The 17,643-nt window shown below is 68.8% G+C and carries 13 protein-coding genes; 6 read left to right on the top strand and 7 right to left on the bottom strand.

Translation table 11 applies throughout. The features are described 5' to 3' along the window. Window positions 1-9 precede the first annotated feature (9 nt). From acnD to ACN6PJ_RS04915, 6 genes are all read right to left on the bottom strand, one after another. Window positions 10-2,628 carry a Fe/S-dependent 2-methylisocitrate dehydratase AcnD gene (acnD, locus tag ACN6PJ_RS04940; RefSeq protein ID WP_427994783.1) on the bottom strand — a complete coding sequence of 873 codons (2,619 nt, stop codon included), beginning with the start codon at window positions 2,626-2,628 and terminating at the stop codon, window positions 10-12. Beyond that, on the bottom strand, window positions 2,625-3,335 hold the full coding sequence (locus tag ACN6PJ_RS04935) for a GntR family transcriptional regulator (RefSeq protein ID WP_427994782.1): 711 nt from the start codon (window positions 3,333-3,335) through the stop codon (window positions 2,625-2,627). Before ACN6PJ_RS04935 ends, acnD begins: the two co-directional genes overlap by 4 nt. Before the next feature lie 135 nt (window positions 3,336-3,470). Next, the gene (locus tag ACN6PJ_RS04930) at window positions 3,471-4,322 is read right to left on the bottom strand and encodes a hypothetical protein (RefSeq protein WP_427994781.1); all 852 of its coding nucleotides are present in this window, start codon (window positions 4,320-4,322) and stop codon (window positions 3,471-3,473) included. 89 nt (window positions 4,323-4,411) lie between these two features. Further along, window positions 4,412-5,383 carry a Bug family tripartite tricarboxylate transporter substrate binding protein gene (locus ACN6PJ_RS04925; protein ID WP_427994780.1) on the bottom strand — a complete coding sequence of 324 codons (972 nt, stop codon included), beginning with the start codon at window positions 5,381-5,383 and terminating at the stop codon, window positions 4,412-4,414. A gap of 49 nt (window positions 5,384-5,432) precedes the next feature. Further along, the gene (locus ACN6PJ_RS04920; RefSeq protein WP_427994779.1) at window positions 5,433-6,221 is read right to left on the bottom strand and encodes an alpha/beta fold hydrolase; all 789 of its coding nucleotides are present in this window, start codon (window positions 6,219-6,221) and stop codon (window positions 5,433-5,435) included. Beyond that, window positions 6,218-6,811, bottom strand: coding sequence for an amino acid synthesis family protein (locus ACN6PJ_RS04915; RefSeq protein WP_427994778.1), 594 nt, complete (start codon window positions 6,809-6,811; stop codon window positions 6,218-6,220). The genes ACN6PJ_RS04920 and ACN6PJ_RS04915 overlap by 4 nt, the downstream gene beginning before the upstream one ends. Window positions 6,812-6,931: 120 nt before the next feature. On the opposite strand from ACN6PJ_RS04915, the gene ACN6PJ_RS04910 reads away from it, so the two are divergent. Next, entirely contained in the window at window positions 6,932-7,840 is a 909-nt protein-coding gene (locus ACN6PJ_RS04910) for a LysR family transcriptional regulator (protein ID WP_427994777.1), read from the top strand. A gap of 8 nt (window positions 7,841-7,848) precedes the next feature. Here ACN6PJ_RS04910 and ACN6PJ_RS04905 read toward each other — a convergent pair whose 3' ends face one another. Beyond that, window positions 7,849-8,757, bottom strand: a complete 909-nt coding sequence (locus ACN6PJ_RS04905; protein ID WP_427994776.1) for a LysR family transcriptional regulator — start codon at window positions 8,755-8,757, stop codon at window positions 7,849-7,851. A gap of 101 nt (window positions 8,758-8,858) precedes the next feature. Between ACN6PJ_RS04905 and ACN6PJ_RS04900 the strand changes: the two genes are divergently transcribed. From ACN6PJ_RS04900 to ACN6PJ_RS04880, 5 genes are all read left to right on the top strand, one after another. Further along, on the top strand, window positions 8,859-12,401 hold the full coding sequence (locus tag ACN6PJ_RS04900; protein WP_427994775.1) for an indolepyruvate ferredoxin oxidoreductase family protein: 3,543 nt from the start codon (window positions 8,859-8,861) through the stop codon (window positions 12,399-12,401). 64 nt (window positions 12,402-12,465) lie between these two features. After that, a complete protein-coding gene (locus ACN6PJ_RS04895) occupies window positions 12,466-13,368 on the top strand; it encodes a LysR substrate-binding domain-containing protein (RefSeq protein WP_427994774.1) in 903 nt (300 codons plus the stop codon). A gap of 132 nt (window positions 13,369-13,500) precedes the next feature. Continuing rightward, window positions 13,501-14,478 carry a Bug family tripartite tricarboxylate transporter substrate binding protein gene (locus tag ACN6PJ_RS04890; protein ID WP_427994773.1) on the top strand — a complete coding sequence of 326 codons (978 nt, stop codon included), beginning with the start codon at window positions 13,501-13,503 and terminating at the stop codon, window positions 14,476-14,478. Window positions 14,479-14,487: 9 nt separating this feature from the next. After that, a complete protein-coding gene (locus ACN6PJ_RS04885) occupies window positions 14,488-16,461 on the top strand; it encodes an aconitase family protein (RefSeq protein ID WP_427994772.1) in 1,974 nt (657 codons plus the stop codon). A gap of 316 nt (window positions 16,462-16,777) precedes the next feature. Then, window positions 16,778-17,635, top strand: a complete 858-nt coding sequence (locus ACN6PJ_RS04880; RefSeq protein ID WP_427994771.1) for an N-acyl homoserine lactonase family protein — start codon at window positions 16,778-16,780, stop codon at window positions 17,633-17,635. Window positions 17,636-17,643 lie beyond the last annotated feature (8 nt).

Raw genomic sequence — 17,643 nt, 5'->3', positions numbered from 1 at the left:
GAGGGACGGTCAGCCGGCCTTCTTGTCGGCGCCGGCCGCGGATTCGGCTTCCAGGAAGTCCTGGGCGAAGCGCTGCAGCACGCCGCCGGCTTCGTAGATCGACACTTCCTCGGCGGTGTCCAGGCGGCACGTGACGGGCACCTGCTCGGTCTTGCCGTCGCGGCGGTGGATCACCAGCGTCAGATCGGCGCGCGGCTTGCGCTCGCCGATGACGTCGTAGCTTTCGGTGCCGTCCAGTCCCAGCGTCTTGCGGTTCACGCCGGCCTTGAACTCCAGCGGCAGCACGCCCATGCCGATCAGGTTGGTGCGGTGGATGCGTTCGAAGCCTTCGGCCACGATGGCCTCCACGCCGGCCAGGCGCACGCCCTTGGCTGCCCAGTCGCGCGAGGAACCCTGGCCGTAGTCGGCGCCGGCCACGATGATGAGCGGCTGCTTGCGGTTCATGTAGGTTTCGATGGCTTCCCACATGCGCATGACCTTGCCTTCCGGTTCCACGCGCGCCAGCGAGCCCTGCCTCACCGTGCCGTCGTCGTTCTTCACCATCTCGTTGAAGAGCTTGGGATTGGCGAAGGTGGCGCGCTGCGCGGTGAGGTGGTCGCCGCGATGGGTGGCGTAGGAGTTGAAGTCCTCTTCGGGCAGGCCCATCTTGTGCAGGTATTCGCCGGCCGCGCTGTCCATCAGGATGGCGTTGGACGGCGACAGGTGATCGGTGGTGATGTTGTCGCCCAGCACGGCTAGCGGCAGCATGCCGCGCAGCGTGCGCTCGCCGGCCAGCGCGCCTTCCCAGTACGGCGGGCGGCGGATGTAGGTGCTCATCGGGCGCCAGTCGTACAGCGGGCTGACGGCGGCGCGGCGCTCGTCCTGGATGCCGAACATGGGCGCGTAGACCTTGCGGAACTGTTCGGGCTTGACGGCAGACTTGACCATGGCGTCGATTTCTTCGTCGCTGGGCCAGATGTCCTTCAGGCGGATATCGCGGCCGCTGGCGTCCTGCCCCAGCACGTCGCGCTCGATGTCGAAACGGATGGTGCCGGCGATGGCGTAGGCCACGACCAGCGGCGGCGAGGCCAGGAACGCCTGCTTGGCGTAGGGATGGATGCGGCCGTCGAAGTTGCGGTTGCCGGAGAGCACGGCGGTGGCGTAGAGGTCGCGGTCGATGATTTCCTGCTGGATCTTCGGGTCCAGCGCGCCCGACATGCCGTTGCAGGTGGTACAGGCGAAGGCCACGACGCCGAAGCCCAGTTTTTCCAGGTCTTCGGTGAGGCCGGCCTCGTCCAGGTACAGCGAGACCGCCTTGGATCCCGGCGCAAGCGAGCTCTTCACCCAGGGCTTGCGCGTCAGGCCCGCGCGATTGGCGTTGCGGGCCAGCAGGCCGGCGGCGATGACGTTGCGCGGGTTGCTGGTGTTGGTGCAGCTGGTGATGGCGGCGATGATCACGGCGCCGTCGGGCATGCGGCCGGCCTCGTTTTCCACCGCCCCGGCGATGCCGCGCTCGGCCAGGTCGGAGACCGGCAGGCGGCGGTGCGGGTTGGACGGGCCGGCCAGCGTGCGCACCACGCTGGACAGGTCGAAGCGCAGCACGCGCTCGTATTCGGCGTTCTTCAGGCTGTCGGACCACAGGCCCGCGGTCTTGGCGTAGGTTTCCACCAGCGCGATCTGCTCGTCCTCGCGGCCGGTCAGGCGCAGGTAGTCGATGGTCTGCTGATCGATGGAGAACATCGCGGCCGTGGCGCCATATTCCGGCGCCATGTTCGAGATGGTGGCGCGGTCGCCCAGCGTCAGGCTGGAGGCGCCTGCGCCGTAGAACTCCAGGTAGGCGCCCACCACTTTTTCCTTGCGCAGGAATTCGGTCAGCGTCAGCACGATGTCGGTGGCGGTGATGCCGGGCTGGGCGCGGCCGGCCAGCTCTACGCCAATGATGTCGGGCAGGCGCATCCAGGAGGCGCGGCCCAGCATGACGTTCTCGGCTTCCAGGCCTCCCACGCCGATGGCGATCACGCCCAGCGCGTCCACGTGCGGGGTATGGCTGTCGGTGCCGACCAGCGTGTCGGGGAAGGCAACGCCGTCCTGCGTGTAGATGACGGGCGACATCCGCTCCAGGTTGATCTGGTGCATGATGCCGTTGCCCGGGGGCACGACTTCGATGTTGCGGAAGGCCTGCTTGGTCCAGTCGATGAAGTGGAAGCGGTCTTCGTTGCGGCGGTCTTCCACGGCGCGGTTCTTGGCGAAGGCGTCGGGATCGTCGCCGCCGTACTCCACGGCCAGAGAATGGTCGACGATCAGCTGCACCGGAACGACCGGGTTGACCTTGGCGGGGTCGCCGCCTTTCTCGGCGATGGCGTCGCGCAGGCCGGCCAGGTCCACCAGCGCGGTCTGGCCCAGGATGTCGTGGCAGACCACGCGGGCCGGGAACCACGGGAAGTCCAGGTCGCGGCGGCGTTCGATCAGCTGCTTCAGCGAATCCGTCAGCGTGGCGGGGTCGCAGCGGCGCACCAGGTTTTCGGCCAGCACGCGGCACGTGTACGGCAGGCGGTCATAGGCCCCGGGCGAGATCGCCTCGACGGCGGCGCGGGTGTCGAAATAGTCCAGGCGGGTGCCGGGCAGGGGCTTGCGGTAGTTGTGGTTCATGCCTCGGTGCGCTGCAGGTTGCCCTGCGCGATCTGCTGTTCGATGTTGAGACGGGATGCGCGGATGTGGCGGCGCATCAGGATTTCAGCCAGCTCGCCATCGCGGTCGGCGATGGCGTCAAGAATGCGGTGATGTTCGGCGTAGGCCTGCCGGGGGCGGTTGGGCGTCGTCGAGTACTGGATGCGGTACATGCGCGCCAATTGGTAGAGCTCGTCGCACAGCATGCGGAACAGCATCTGGTTGCCGCTGCCCTTGACGATGCGGTAGTGGAAATCGTAATCGCCCTCCTGCTGGTAGTAGCCCAGGCCGGCCTGGAAGGCCTCGTCGCGCTCGTGCGCTTCCAGCACGCCGCGCAGCTCCGCGATCTCGGCGGGAGGCATGCGTTCGGCGGCCAGGCGGCAGGCCGTGCCTTCGAGCGATTCGCGGATTTCGTAGAGTTCGGAGAGTTCCTGCCGGGTCAGCGACACCACGCGGGCGCCGGCATGCGGCACGCGGACCAGCAGCCGCTGGCCTTCCAGCCGGTGCAGGGCCTCGCGCAGCGGCCCCCGGCTGACGCCATGGACGCGGGCCAGCTCGGGTTCGGAAATCTTGCTGCCGGGGGCGATCTCGCCCTTGACGATGGCGGACTGGATCTTGCGGAAAATGTGTTCCGAAAGCGTCTCGCTATCGCCCGGGGCGGCGCCCGGCAGCGTCAGCACTTTGCTCATTGTGTCGACAATTTTTCCGGTTTTTGAGGAAAAAATAGGAATAACGTGCCTTTCGGCATCAGATTGTCAACAATTTACCCTGGCTATGGGCAGGGTGCAAGCGGCCTCGGACGGACCGCCAGCCAAAAGGGCGGCTTATCCGGCGGGCGTGGCGTCCATTGCCCGCAAGGGGCCCGGAATGCGGTACTGCTCGCCGTCGAATCGCAGCGTATGGCGCGTCCTGCCCTTATTAATCGGCCGCTCGACGCAATCGCCGTCCTGCGGCGCCGCGCGGCTGGCGGAGTGGGATTCGGTGGCGATGATGTCGCGATAGCCCTGGCCCTGGGCGCCGCCCATCGCCAGGCTGACCGCGCGCTCGTTGAATTCACCCGCGCAGTTGGTGTCCCACTCGCCCGAGGAACTGTTGACAATCAGGCCGTCCAGGACGAGGTCCAGTTCGGTCCCATTTATCGTGAACAGGCGCAGGCTGGTCTGGGCGAACGGATTGGCGCGCGAAGCCCCTTCGCGGTCGATGCGGATGCCAAAGGCGCGCTGTCCCGGCGCCACGTCATAGCGCGCGGTGTCGAACGACACCTGGGTGATGCGCACGGCATCGTCGGACATCAGATCGGGCAGGCGCAGTTGCTGGCGCACCTGCAGGGTTTGCCGGTCCAGCACCAGCACGTCCAGATCGCCTTCGTGACCGTCGTTGGGATCCGGGCCGTCCTGCATCAGCGGCACGGCGGCGAGCAGCAGGTCGGGGTTGGCGGGCCAGGCCTTGCAGGTCACGGAAAAAGGCGCGCCGTAATCGGCGTTGGAAAGTTCGATGACCCCGCTGCCGTCGGGCAGGCGGATGTGGCCCTGGGCATCCGGCGCCGTGCTGCCCCGGTAGGCCATGCTCACGATGCCGGCGGCCTCGGGGCATTCCGCCGAGGCCTGGGCGGCGCCGCAGGCCAGCAGGGCGGGCAATATGAGAGTGCGGACCAGAAAGAGAGGAGTGCGGGACATCGTGGGCGCGGAGAGGATGAGGAGTCCGGATTCTAATCAGGGTCCCTGCCTCTTCCGCGCGCCGCTTCGCTACCGGTAGCTACAGATCGCTACAGGTCGACCTTGACCTTGCCGGCCTGCACCAGCCCGGCCACATCGCGTATTTCGGCAAGCAGCGCCTGTTGCAGCTGGGCTGGCGTGCCGCCCGTGGGCTGGAAGCCCTGCTCGGCGAGCTTGGAGCGCACCGATTCGGCCTGCAGCGCGCGGTTCACGCCCTGGTTCAGCGCCGCGATGGTGGCTTCCGGCGTGCCGGCGGCGCAATAAGTGCCGAACTGGATCTGCGCAGAGAAGCCGGCGTAGCCGGTTTCCGCCACGGTCGGGATGTCAGGATACTTGGGCAGGCGTTGCGGGCTGGTCACGGCCAGCACGCGCAGGCGTCCGCCTTGCAGATAGGGCTCCACGGCCGCGACGGTCGCAACCACCACCTGGATCTGTCCGCCCAGCAGATCCGTCATCATCGGGCCCGTGCCACGGTACGGCACGTGCAGCATTTCGATGCCGCAGGCCGCTTGCAGAAGTTCGGTCGCGAGATGCTGCGGCGTGGCGTTGCCAGGGGTGCCGAAGGTCAGGCCCTTGGGTTCACGCTTGGCCCGGGCCACCAGTTCGGCCAGGGTCTTGGCCGGCAGGTCCGCGTTGACCGCCACCATATACGGCGAACGCGCGATCGGGCAGACGGGGGCCAGTTGCTTCAGCACGTCCTCGGGGGGGCGGGCATAGTAGCGCACCGAAGGCACCAGGCCCGCGAACAGCAGCACGCTGCCGTCCTTGACGCCGTTGGCGGTGTAGTCGGCGCCCAGCATGCCGCTGGCGCCGGGCTTGTTCTCGACGACGACCGAGCGGTCCAGTGCGCCCTCCAGCGACGCGGCGATGACGCGGCCGAGCACGTCGGTGCCGCCGCCCGGCGGAAACGGCACGATCACGCGCAAGGGCGCTTCGCGCGCGGACGCGGCGCGGCCCAGCGTGGCGCCCATCGGCGCAATGGCCAGGGCCGCCATGTTCTTCAATAGCTTTCTGCGGTTCATGTGTTTATGTCTCCGTGTCCACGCCTGGCGGTCCAGCCGCCGGCCGTCTCTAAGAAATGGACGATTCGTCGGCCTGCGGCAGGAAAAATCCGTGCAGGGCCGATGCCACGACCGCGGGCTCCTCTACAGGCAGCATATGCCGCTGGCCGGCCGCCACACGGGCCTGGGCATCGGGCAGGGCCGCTGCCAGTTCGCGCGTCATGCGCGGGGTCGAGCCCACGTCTTCTTCACCGGTCATCACCAGCACGGGGCAGGCGATGTCCGGGGCCGCTTGCGCCAGGACCGGGTCGCCCAGCGCGAACACGCGGTAGGCGGCAAGGAAATGGGCGCGGTTGTTTCGCAGCAGGCGCTGGCCGATGCTGGCGACCCGCTCCGGACGCCGCGCCTGGAAGGCAGGCGTGAACCAGCGCTGGAGCGACACCTGGGCGGCGGCGGCCGGATCCTGAGTGGCGGCCGCCTCCAGCCGCGCCAGCACGGCGCGCACTTCGTCGGGGCTGCGGCGGAACACCGTGCTGAGCAGCGCCAGCCGCTTGACCCGTTGCGGGCGGGCTGCGGCATAGGCCCCCGCGATCAGGCCGCCCATGGAGTAGCCGAGCACGTTGGCGCGGCTCCAGCCGGCGAGGTCCAGCTCGGCGTCAAGCTGCGCGATGAAGTCCGGCACGGCCACGCTATCGTCGACGCCCGGGGCGCCGCCGTGGCCAAGCAGGTCGTAGCGCAGCACCTCGAAATGCGGCTCCAGCAGCGGCGTCAGCTCGTCCCACAACGTGTGGTCCAGACCCACGCCATGCAACAGCACCAGCGGTTCGCCGTGGCCGGATCGGCGGGAACTGGCGCTCATTTCGCCTGGGCCTCGCGCTCGAGTTCCTGCAGGTCGGAATAGCGGTTGCCGATGCGGTGGTGCGGGCGCCCGGAGGTAGCGGCGCCCAGCGCGACCACGATTTCGTCGGGCGCGGGGGCGTCGTTGATGGTGGTCTGCACGGTAAGGTAGTGCGAACGCAGGCCTTCGTCCTGCTTGTGCATCAGGGGGATCGAGATCACGCAGCCCGGCCCGCCGCGCATATTGGTGAAGCTCAGATAGCTGGTGCCGCCGACGGCGTTACGGTAGGCGTTGCCGAAGCGCAGCGTGTGGATCAGGGCCGAGGCGTGCTCCACTTCACCGGCCGTGCCCACCACCGCCGCTTTGCCATATGCCTCGACCTGATCCGCCGATCCGGCCTGGCGCAGGATCTCCGCCACCAGCAGCTCGCCCAGCGGCGGCGCGGCTTCCAGGATCTGCGGGCGCAGGTTTTCCTGGAATGGCAGTCCGGCCCACGGATTGCGGATCACGGCGGCGGCCACGATCATGACCAGCGGGCGTTCGGCCGCGCGGCCCCCTTCGATCAGGGTTTTTTCGACATAACTGACTACCTTGCGCACTTGGAGAGACATTCCGCGGCTCCACGACCTATTGGATGAAAGACGCGTCCATTGTTGGGCTCCCCTGGAGATTTTGACAATCCAAATTAACGTAAGTTAATTTCGGAAAATCCGAATTCAGTTCCCGCCGCCATGCCTTCGCCATTGAAGATCCAGCACCTGCGCCAGTTCCTGCTCGCAGCCGATCACGGCAGCTTCCGGCTGGCGGCCGAAGGCACGTTCCGTTCGCAGGCAGCGGTATCGGCGGCCATGCAGGATCTGGAGCAGCAACTGGGCGCGCCGCTGTTCGAGCCGGGCAAGCGCGCCCAGCTCACGCCGTTGGGCGTTGCCGTGGCGCCCTTGTTCCGGGAACTGCTGTCCACCCACGACTGGGTGCTGGACGCGGCTCGCCAACTTGGGCTGGGCAGCCAGGGGCCGGTGTCGCTTGCCGTCATGCCGTCGCTGGCGGATGAGTGGCTGCCGCGTCTTCTTGAGCGTTACGCACGCAGCCACCCCGCGATCCGCATCCGCGCCTTCGACGAGTCTTCGCAGGACGTGCATCGGTTGGTCTTGAATGGCGAGGTGCAGGTGGGGGTGGCCGGACAGGTGCCGCGCACCGCCGAAGTCGCCTTCACTCCCGTGGCGCGCGATGCCTTCGGCCTGGTCTGCCGCAAGAGCCATCCGCTGGCGCGCCGGCGCGGCCCGGTGCCGTGGTCCGCGCTGGCCGGCGAACGGCTGATCGGCAACGCCACCTTCGATACCCTGCGGAACCGCCAGCTGGGCGGGGCGGTCGAGGATCCGTTCATGGTGGTTTCCAATCGCGCGTCGCTGCTGGCCAGCGTGGTGAGCGGCCTGGGCGTGACCGTGCTGCCGGTGCTCGCGCGGCCGGCGGCCGCCACCGGCCTGGCTTTCGTGCCCCTGGCCGAACCCACCGTGGAGCGCATCGTAGGCGTGTTGACCCGCAAGGAGGAAACGCTGCTGCCTTCGGTGGCCGCCATGCATGCGCTGGCGTTGCGCTCGCTGGCTCAGTTCACGCGGCGCAAGGGCGCCGGGCTGGTGTAGCGGCGGCGTCAGACGCCGCAGGCGTACGTCATGAACTGGCGGAAGGCTTCCGCCGGCTTGGAGATGGCCGCGCGGGGATGCCACAGCAGGCCCGCTTCCATGGGCGGCACCGCGTCGACGATGGGCACCGCCTCGATCTTGCGGCCTTCCAGCGACCAGGGGCGGTAGACCATGTCCGACAGCATTGTGACGCCGAAGCCGTGCGCCACCAGCCCGCGCAGGGCTTCCATCGACCTCGTGCGGAATGCGATGTCGGGCCGCAGGCCATGGGCCTGCCAATAGGCCAGCGCGGAGCGTTCGCCTTCGTCCATCTCCAGCAGGATGTAGGGATACCGGGCGATATCGGCCAGCGAAGGCGGCGCGGGAGCTTGCAGCAGCGGGTGGCCGGACGCCGTCCATAGCTGGCGGCGGGAACGCACCAGCACCTGGTGGCCGAAGCGTTCGCGGTTTTCCACGTTGGACAGCAGCGCCACCCCCAACTCGACCTCGCCGCTGGCCACCGCCGATTCGATGTCGGGCCGGTCCAGGTCCACCAGGTCCAGCACCACGTCGGGATAGCGCCGGCGGAAGCGCGCCAGCAGGTCGGGTAGGAAGTAGCCCAGCACGGTGTAGGACGCCGCTATCCGCACCGATCCGCGCAGCGCATAGCGCTGGAAGCCGGGCTCGCGCAGGGCGTCGTCCAGGGAGTCGAGCACGTCGCGCGTGCGCTGGTGGAAATTGTGCCCTTCGGGCGTCAGCGTGACGCCGTGGGGGTGGCGGTCGAACAGCCGCACGCCCAGCTGCGCTTCCAACGCCAGGACGGCGTTGGTGACGGCGGATTGCGAGACGTGCTCATCGGCGGCCGCCATGGAAAACCGGCCCGCGCGGGCGGCCGCGGCGAAGTAGCGCAGCTGGCGCAGCGTGACGTCGTTAGCCATCTGTTTATCGAATATCTGGTAGCTGAATATATGAATATACGATATCCAGCGCCGTTCCTACACTGCGGAAAACATCAAAACCCGGAACGCAGGAGACAAGCGTGAACGCCTCACTTCCCACCGGCGCGGCCGATACCCATGGCCTGACGCTGGACGACAAGTACACCCGGACCCAAGGGCGCATCTACCTGAGCGGCACGCAGGCGCTGGTGCGGTTGCCCCTGATGCAGAAGGCGCGCGACCGCCTGGCCGGCCTGAACACCGGCGGCTATATCTCGGGCTACCGCGGATCGCCGCTGGGCGGGCTCGACCAGGCGCTGTGGAAGGCCAAGCGGCACCTGCAGTCGCACGACGTGGTGTTCCAGCCGGGGGTGAACGAGGACCTGGCGGCCACCGCCGTCTGGGGATCGCAGCAGCTGAATCTGTTTCCCGGCGCCACCCGCGACGGGGTATTCGGCATGTGGTACGGCAAGGGGCCCGGCGTGGACCGGTCGGTGGACGTGCTCAAGCATGCCAACTCGGCGGGCACGTCCGCGCATGGCGGCGTATTGATGCTGGCGGGAGACGACCACGCAGCGAAGTCCTCGTCGGTGGCGCACCAGTCCGAGCACGTGCTGATCGCCAGCGGCATCCCGGTGCTGTATCCGTCCAACGTGCAGGAATACCTGGACTACGGCCTGCATGGCTGGGCCATGAGCCGCTACACCGGATTGTGGGTGGCCATGAAATGCGTGACCGACGTGGTGGAGTCCAGCGCGTCGGTGGACGTGGACCCGGAACGGGTGCGCATCGCGCTGCCGCGGGATCCGCTGCCCGAGGGCGGATTGAACATCCGCTGGCCGGACTCGCCGCTGGCGCAGGAAGCGCGGCTGCTGGACCACAAATGGTATGCGGCGCTTGCCTACGTGCGCGCCAACAAGCTCAACCGGATCGTGCTGGATTCCCCGCGCGCGCACTTCGGCATCATGACGGCCGGCAAGGCCTATCTCGACGTGCGCCAGGCCTTGAATGACCTGGGGCTGGACGAGGCCGCCTGCCGCGAGGCGGGCGTGCGCGTGCTGAAGGTGGGCTGCATCTGGCCGCTGGACGCCCAGGACGCGCGCGAGTTCGCGACGGGGCTGAAGGAAATCCTGGTGGTCGAGGAGAAGCGCCAGATACTGGAGTACGCGCTGAAGGAAGAGCTCTACAACTGGCGCGATGACGTGCGGCCGCGCGTATACGGCAAGTTCGACGAACGCGAGCATGGCGGCGGGGAATGGTCCACGCCGCGCGGCGGCTGGCTGTTGCCGGCGCGCCATGAGCTGTCGCCGGCGCTGATCGCCAGGGCGATTGCCGCGCGCCTGGACAAGGCGGGCCTGTCGGAGGCGCTGCGCGCCCGCATCGCGGCGCGGCTCGCGGTGATCGACGCCAAGGAGCGCGAGGCCGCCCGGCCCACGCTGGTGGAAGAGCGCAAGCCCTGGTTCTGCTCGGGCTGTCCGCACAACACGTCCACGCGCGTGCCCGAGGGCTCGCGCGCGGTGGCCGGCATCGGCTGCCACTACATGGCGATGTGGATGGATCGCAAGACCGATACCTTCAGCCAGATGGGCGGAGAGGGCGTGGCCTGGCTGGGCCAGAAGGACTTCACGTCCGAGCGCCACATCTTCGCCAACCTGGGGGACGGCACGTATTTCCATTCGGGATTGCTGGCGATCCGCGCCGCGGTCGCGGCGCGCGCGTCCATCACCTACAAGATCCTCTACAACGACGCGGTCGCGATGACGGGCGGGCAGCCCGTGGACGGCGTGCTGACGGTGCCGCAGATCGCGGCGCAGATGCAGGCGGAGGGCGTGGCGAAGACGGTGGTAGTGACGGACGAGCCGGGGAAATACGCCGGCGCGGGCGCCTTGCCGGCCGCGGTCGAGGTGCACCACCGCCGGGAACTGGACGAGGTGCAGCGCGCGCTGCGCGACATCGCGGGCACGACGGTGCTGATCTACGACCAGACCTGCGCCACCGAGAAGCGCAGGCGCCGCAAGCGCGGCGACTATCCCGACCCGCCGCGCCGCGCGTTCATCAACGAGGCCGTCTGCGAGGGCTGCGGCGATTGCTCCGTGAAGTCCAACTGCCTGTCCGTCGAGCCGCTGGATACGCCGATGGGCACCAAGCGCCGCGTCAACCAATCGTCCTGCAACAAGGATTTTTCCTGCGTCGAAGGCTTCTGCCCCAGCTTCGTGACGGCCGAAGGCGCCGTGCTGCGCAAGCCGGGCGGGCCGGTGGGGGCGCCGGCGCTGCCCGAGGCGCCGCTGCCCGCTCGCGCCGATATTCCCGCGGGCGCGGCCTATCGCGTGGTGATCGCGGGCGTGGGCGGCACAGGCGTGGTGACCATCGGCGCGCTGCTGGGGGCGGCCGCGCATATCGAAGGCAAGGGCGTGACCGTGCTGGACATGGCGGGACTGGCGCAAAAGGGCGGCGCCGTGCTCAGTCACGTGCAGCTGGCCAACCATCCCGAAGACCTGCACGCAACGCGCGTGGCGCTGGGCGAGGCGGACCTGGTCATCGGCTGCGACGCGCTGGTGTCGGCGTCGCCCGAAGTGCTGTCGCGCTTGCGGCCGGATCGCGGCCGGGCCGTGGTGAACAGCGCGGCCGCGCCGACGGCCGCGTTCCTGTCGCAGCCGGGCTGGCGCTTTCCGGGCGCGCAGGCCGAGGCCGCGCTGGCGCGCAGCACGGGGGGCAACTGCGGCTTCATCGACGCGGGGCCGCTGGCCGAGGCGCTGCTGGGCGACGGTATCTACGCCAATCCGCTGCTGCTGGGTTACGCCTGGCAGCAGGGCGGGCTGCCGCTATCGCTGGACAGCCTGCGGCGCGCGATCGAATTGAACGGCGTGGCGGTCGAAAAGAACCTGGCCGCCTTTGAGCTGGGCCGCCAGGCCGCGCACCGGGGGCCGGACGCGCTCCGGCCGCAGTCCGCGGCCGGAGTCCTGGCGCTGCCGGAATCCCTGGATGCCCGCATCGGCCGCCTGGCCGCGCACTTGCGAAGCTACCAGGACGACGCCTATGCGGCGAAGTTCGTGGACGCGGTGGAGGCCGTGCGCGCCCGCGAGGCCTTGCTGGCGGATCCGGGCGGCTTCGAGGTCACGCGGGCCGTCGCCCGCAACCTGGCCAGGCTCATGGCCTACAAGGATGAATACGAGGTGGCCCGCCTGTACGTGGATCCGGCCTTCAAAGCCAGGCTGCGCGAGCAGTTCGAAGGCGAGCCGGGGCGAGATTACCGCTTGCGCTACCATCTGGCGCCGCCCGCCATCGCGCGGCGCGACGCGCAGGGCCGCTTGCGCAAGCGCGCCTTCGGCCCGTGGATGGCGCGGGCGTTCCGGCTGTTGGCGCCCATGAAGCGGGTGCGCGGCACCTGGCTGGACGTGTTCGGAAAGACCGCCGAGCGCCGCATGGAACGGCAACTGGCCGCCGACTACCTCGCCCTGGCGGAGGAATTCTCGCGGACGCTGGAGGCGGGCAACCGCGATGCGGCGCTGGCGCTGGCGGCGCTGCCGGACGATATCCGCGGCTATGGCCACGTCAAGGAGCAAAGCGTCGAACGGGCGCGCTCGCGCGAGGCCGCGCTGTGGGAGCGCTACCGCGGGCGGGCGCGGGAGCCCCTGGCGGCCTGAGGCGCGGGCGTGGTGTACGATCGCCGGCATCGAGGGGCGCCGCCCCGCGCCCGCCCGCCCGACCATGGAAAACCTTCTGCGCAAACTCGACCTGACTTCGCTGCGGCTGTTCGCGGCGGTGTGCCAGGAAAACAGCATCGCGCGCGCCGCCGAGCGCGAATTCATCGCGCCTTCCGCGGTCAGCCGGCGGATCGCCGACATGGAGTCGCTGGTCGGCCTGGCGCTGGTCGAACGCCATACCCGAGGCGTGAGCGTGACGCCGGCGGGGCAGACGGTGCTGCGCCATGCGCGACGCATCATCGGCGACGTGGAAGCCATGGGGGCGGAGCTCTCGCGGCTGTATGCCGGCGTGAAGGGCCATGTGCGGCTGGTGGCGAACCTGTCGGCCATCGTGCAGTTCCTGCCCGAGGACGTGGCGGCGTTCCAGCGCCTGTTTCCCGAAGTGGACATCGATCTGGAAGAGCAGCACAGCCCTGACGTGCTGCGCCTGGTGCGCGAACGCGCCGCCGACTTCGGGATCTGCAATCGCATCGCCTGCGCGCAAGGAGTGGAACAGCTGCCGTACCGCCGCGACCGGCTGGCGGTGATGCTGCCGGCCCGGCATCCCAAGGCCGCCGCCCGGCAATTGAGCCTGCGGGACATCGCGGAAGAAACCTTCGTCGGCCTGCGCGAGAACAGTGCGTTGACGCAGTTGCTGGCGGCGCAGGCGGCGGCCCTGGGCGCCACGCTGTCGGTCAAGATCCGGGTGGCGAGCCTGGACGCGCTGTGCCGCATGACCCATGCGGGCCTGGGCATCGCGGTCATGCCGCAGCAGGTGGCCGAACTGTATCTGCAATCCCTGGACGTGGTGGTGCGGCCCTTGTCCGACGACTGGGCGCAGCGCCAGCTCTGCATCGTGTTCCTGGACCAGAGCCAGCTGTCCGCCACGGCGGGCACGCTGGTCAAGTTCCTCGCCCAGCAGGGCTGACGCCATCTCGCTTCGCGATGGCAGGCGTGCCGAGAGGACACTTCGGCGTACGGCGGCATCTCCTTATAGTCAAGGCGCGTCATGCGACGGGACGGGGCTACGAGACCCCGCTGCGCCTCACAAGGAGACAATATGAAGACCCCCATCCGATTCCTCGCGGGCTGTATGCTCGCGCTCGGCGCCCTCGGCCCGGGCGCCCAGGCGTTTGCGGCGGGCTACCCGGACCGCCCGATCCGCCTGATCGTGCCGACCTCGCCCGGCTCCACCGCCGACGTGGTGGCGCGCGTGGTGGCAGAGAACCTGGGCAAGACGCTGGCCCAGCCCCTGATCGTGGAGAATCTCGCGGGCGCGGCGGGCATCCCCGGAACCCGCCAGCTGGTGGCCGCGAAGCCCGACGGCTACACGTTGGCTATCGTCTCGTCCAATCACGCCATCAATCCCAGTCTGTACAAGACCATGCCGTACGACTCGGTGAAGGACGTCACGCCGATCTCGGTCATCGGCACGACGCCGCTGGTGATGGTGGCGGCGGAGAACTCGCCGTACCGCAGCATCGGCGAACTGCTGGACGCCGCCCGGGCGCAGCCCGGCAAGATCAACTACGGCTCGTCGGGCAGCGGCAGCGTGCTGCACCTGGCCGGCGAACTGCTGAAATCCCGGGCCGGCGTCGACATGATGCACATCCCCTATCGTGGCGGCAACGCATTGATCACGGACGTGATGTCCGGCCAGATCCAGGTGGCGTTCCTGGCGGTGCCTTCCGTGCTTGCGCAGGTGCAGGCGGGCAAGCTGCGCGCGCTGGCCGTCAGCACTCCCGAACGCGTCGCCGCGCTGCCCGACGTTCCCACGCTGGAAGAGTCCGGCGTGAAGGGCTATTCGTATGACGCCTGGATTTCCCTGATCGGCCCGGCGGGGCTGCCTGCCGCCATCGTCCAGCGGCTGCAGGCGGCGACGCAGCAGACCATGCACGATCCGGCGGTCCTGAAGACGTTGACGCCGCAGGGATTCGTGTCGCAGGGCAGCAGCACCGAGGTCGCGGTCCAGACGCTGGCCGCCGAAATTTCCAAAAGCCAGGCCCTGGTCAAGGCCGCGGCGGTCACTCCGGAATAGCGCGGCGACATGGCTACCTTCGTACTCGAGGCGCCGGCGCGCCTGCTGTTCCTGTCGCGCGATCCGGAGCGGATCGCTGCGCAACTCGCGGGCGCGTCCCTGACCCTCGCGCAGGCGGGGCCGCTGCGCGATGACATTTCCACCGACGAGATCACGCCGGTGCCGATCCTGACCCATTTCGACGAGAAGCTCGGCCGCTATCCCTACACCGGGCTGCGGGCCGGCGATGCCCTGCCGATCGGCCTGGATGCGATCAGGCAGGCCGGCGTCAATGTCGTCGTGGGCGGAAAGCGCTATGGCAAGGGGTCTTCGCGCGAACACAGCCCCATGGCCGAGAAGTCCGCCGGCGTCCGGCTGGTGATCGCCGAGAGCTTCGAGCGCATCTACCGGCAGAACGCCGACAACATCGGCCTGTACACCAGCACCGACATGGGGCTGGCGGAACGCCTGGTGCGAGGGGAGAGGATCGGCATCGATGAAATCGTGGCGGGCCGCGACACGCTGGCCGCCGAGATCGTCAAGGCCGGCGGGTTGCTGGCCTTCGGCCAGGCGGCGCTAGGCGGCGTCGAGCCGCAGCCGGCCGCGGCGGATACTGCGCCGCGCACGCTGTTCGAGAAAATCATCCGGCGCCACCTGCTGAGCACGTCCGCGACCCCGGCCGCGCCCGGGCCGGGGGCTGGCGTGTTCGTCCGCGCGGACTGGCGCTTCATCCACGAGTACTACACCGGAATGGCGGCCCATATGCTGCATGCCCGTTTCGGAAGGCCGCTACGCCTGGTGGACAGCGAGCGCATCGTGGTCTTCGAGGACCATACTTCCTACGTGGAAGAGAGTCCCAATCACGTGCGGGCCGGCATCGTCCCCAACGTGCGCGCCATGTGCCAGGCGCAGCGCGACTTCGCCGAAACCTATGGCCTGCGGCAGCACCGCACGCTGACGGAGGCCCAGGCCGCCCAGGACGCCGGCGCCAACGTGGCCGGCATCTCCCACGCCATGATGGCGGAACACTACGCGCGGCCGGGGCAGTTGGTGGTGGGGACGGATTCGCACACGCCGCATAGCGGCGCGTTGGGCTGCGTGGCGTTCGGCGTGGGCACCACCGACATGGCGAACGCCTTCGTCACCGGCGCCGTGCGCCTGACCGTGCCCGAGTCGTTGCGGGTCGAGCTGGCGGGGGAGCTGCCGCCGGGCGTGACGGCCAAGGACGTGGCGCTGCATTTGCTGGCCTTGCCGGAAATCCGGTCGGGCGCGGGGGTGGGCAAGGTATTCGAGTTCGCGGGGCAGGCGGTGGCGGCCCTGTCCATCGACGAGCGCGCGACGCTGACCAACATGACCGCCGAACTCGGCGGGCTGACCGGCATCGTGGCGCCGGATGCCGAGACGGCGCGCTTCCTGCGCGAGCGGCGAGGCGTGGATGCGCCCATCGAACCGTGGATGCGCAGCGATCCCGGCGCCGCCTATGCCATGACATTGACGGTGGATTGCGGCGCCCTGTCGCCCGTGGTGGCCGCGCCGGGCGATCCCGGCAACGGCGTGCCCCTGGCATCGCTGAGGGATCGTCCCCGCATCGACATCGCGTATGGCGGTTCCTGCACCGCCGGCAAGCGCGAGGATTTCGACCGCTACCACGAGGTGCTGGCCTGGGCGGTGGAACGCGGCCTGGGCATTCCGGATGGCGTGGCGCTGTATCTGCAATACGGCACCACCGCCGTGCGGGACTATTGCGTGGCGCGAGGCTACGACCGGACCTTCGCGGCGGCCGGCGCGCGCATCCTGCAGCCATCCTGCGGCGCCTGCGCCAATTGCGGGCCGGGCTCGTCCACCGATGCGGGGCAGGTCACCGTCAGCGCCATCAACCGGAACTTCCCGGGGCGCTCGGGCCCCGGCCGCGTCTGGCTGGCCAGCCCGCCCACGGTCATGGCCAGCGCCCTGGCGGGCGAGCTGACATCGTTCGCGGAATTGCAGGCGCGGCACCCGGCCTGAACCGCCTGTCCCCGGCGCGCCGGCCGCCCCGACCGGCGGGTCATTAGGGATTCCCCGCCACTTCGCGCCGGCCGAAGCCCTGCTTAAGCAATTCTCAATTGGCATTCCCCCGGGCTTGGGTCAGAGTTGCGCATCATGGAAAACGGCCGTCAGATGCCGTTTCCGGCCGCGCGGATCGGCGCGGCCGCCGAGAAGCCCGCACACAGAAGACATCCTGCCCTTTGCATGCCAGCGGCGAACCCGGGATACACCGGGCGCCGGCTGATCGGCTGCGGCCGTCCGGCCGTGGTTCCCCTGTTGGTTCGAGGAGACAACAATGAGCAAGAGTTGGAAAACGCTGTTAGGCGCGGCGGCTGTCGTGGCGGGTGGATGGGTCCACGCGGCGGACGCGCCGCCGGACATCAAGCTGATGCAGCTGTCCGTCGGCAAGATCGAGCTGGACAAGGGCTTCATGACGGCCATGGTCGACGTGGGCACCAAGATCAAGATTCCCGTGCCGGCCTATGTCATTCAGCACCCCCGGGGGCTGGTGCTCTTCGATACCGGCATGAACCAGGGCACCGCCGATGGCAACTGTGCCAACTATTGGGGCCAGGGGCTCTGCGGCGCGTTCAATTCCATCCAGGGGCGCGACGAGGTGGTGGACCGCCAGCTGAAGGCCGCGGGCTTCGACGTGAACGACGTGAAGTACGTCGTCTATTCGCACTTCCACCTGGACCACGCCGGCAACATCAAGATGTTCCCCAAGGCGCGCCACGTCGTGCAGAAGGCGGAGCTGCGCGCCGCCTGGTGGCCGGAGAAATTCCAGCGCGCCGCCTACGTCATGAAGGATTTCGACACCACCCGCGACTATGATTTCATTCAGGTGGAGGGCGATTTCGACCTCTTCGGCGACGGCAGCATCGTGCTGCTGGACACCAAGGGCCACACCCAGGGCCACCAGTCCTTGCAGGTCAAGCTGAAGAACACCGGCACGGTGCTGCTGGCGGCGGACGCGATCTACACCGGCGAGAACGAGGCGGGCGTGATTCCGGGCATTACCTGGAATACGGCGGCGTCCATGCTGGCCATCGATCGCCTCAAGCAGATCCGCGATGCGCGGCAGGGCCAGCTTTGGTACAGCCACGACGCGGAACAGCACGCGCAGAACGCCAAGACCAAAGTCTTCGACTAAGGGCCGCC

This window comes from Achromobacter sp. (genome assembly GCF_050285585.1).
Lineage (GTDB): Bacteria > Pseudomonadota > Gammaproteobacteria > Burkholderiales > Burkholderiaceae_B > Achromobacter.
Note: the sequence above shows the minus strand (reverse complement) of the source record. Positions and strands in the feature narration are given on the sequence as shown.

Coding starts and splice junctions, on each gene's coding strand:
- acnD (WP_427994783.1), bottom strand. CDS start 2,628: ATGAACCACAACTACCGCAAGCCCCTGCCCGGCACCCGCCTGGACTAT.
- ACN6PJ_RS04935 (WP_427994782.1), bottom strand. CDS start 3,335: ATGAGCAAAGTGCTGACGCTGCCGGGCGCCGCCCCGGGCGATAGCGAG.
- ACN6PJ_RS04930 (WP_427994781.1), bottom strand. CDS start 4,322: ATGTCCCGCACTCCTCTCTTTCTGGTCCGCACTCTCATATTGCCCGCC.
- ACN6PJ_RS04925 (WP_427994780.1), bottom strand. CDS start 5,383: ATGAACCGCAGAAAGCTATTGAAGAACATGGCGGCCCTGGCCATTGCG.
- ACN6PJ_RS04920 (WP_427994779.1), bottom strand. CDS start 6,221: ATGAGCGCCAGTTCCCGCCGATCCGGCCACGGCGAACCGCTGGTGCTG.
- ACN6PJ_RS04915 (WP_427994778.1), bottom strand. CDS start 6,811: ATGTCTCTCCAAGTGCGCAAGGTAGTCAGTTATGTCGAAAAAACCCTG.
- ACN6PJ_RS04910 (WP_427994777.1), top strand. CDS start 6,932: ATGCCTTCGCCATTGAAGATCCAGCACCTGCGCCAGTTCCTGCTCGCA.
- ACN6PJ_RS04905 (WP_427994776.1), bottom strand. CDS start 8,757: ATGGCTAACGACGTCACGCTGCGCCAGCTGCGCTACTTCGCCGCGGCC.
- ACN6PJ_RS04895 (WP_427994774.1), top strand. CDS start 12,466: ATGGAAAACCTTCTGCGCAAACTCGACCTGACTTCGCTGCGGCTGTTC.
- ACN6PJ_RS04890 (WP_427994773.1), top strand. CDS start 13,501: ATGAAGACCCCCATCCGATTCCTCGCGGGCTGTATGCTCGCGCTCGGC.
- ACN6PJ_RS04885 (WP_427994772.1), top strand. CDS start 14,488: ATGGCTACCTTCGTACTCGAGGCGCCGGCGCGCCTGCTGTTCCTGTCG.
- ACN6PJ_RS04880 (WP_427994771.1), top strand. CDS start 16,778: ATGAGCAAGAGTTGGAAAACGCTGTTAGGCGCGGCGGCTGTCGTGGCG.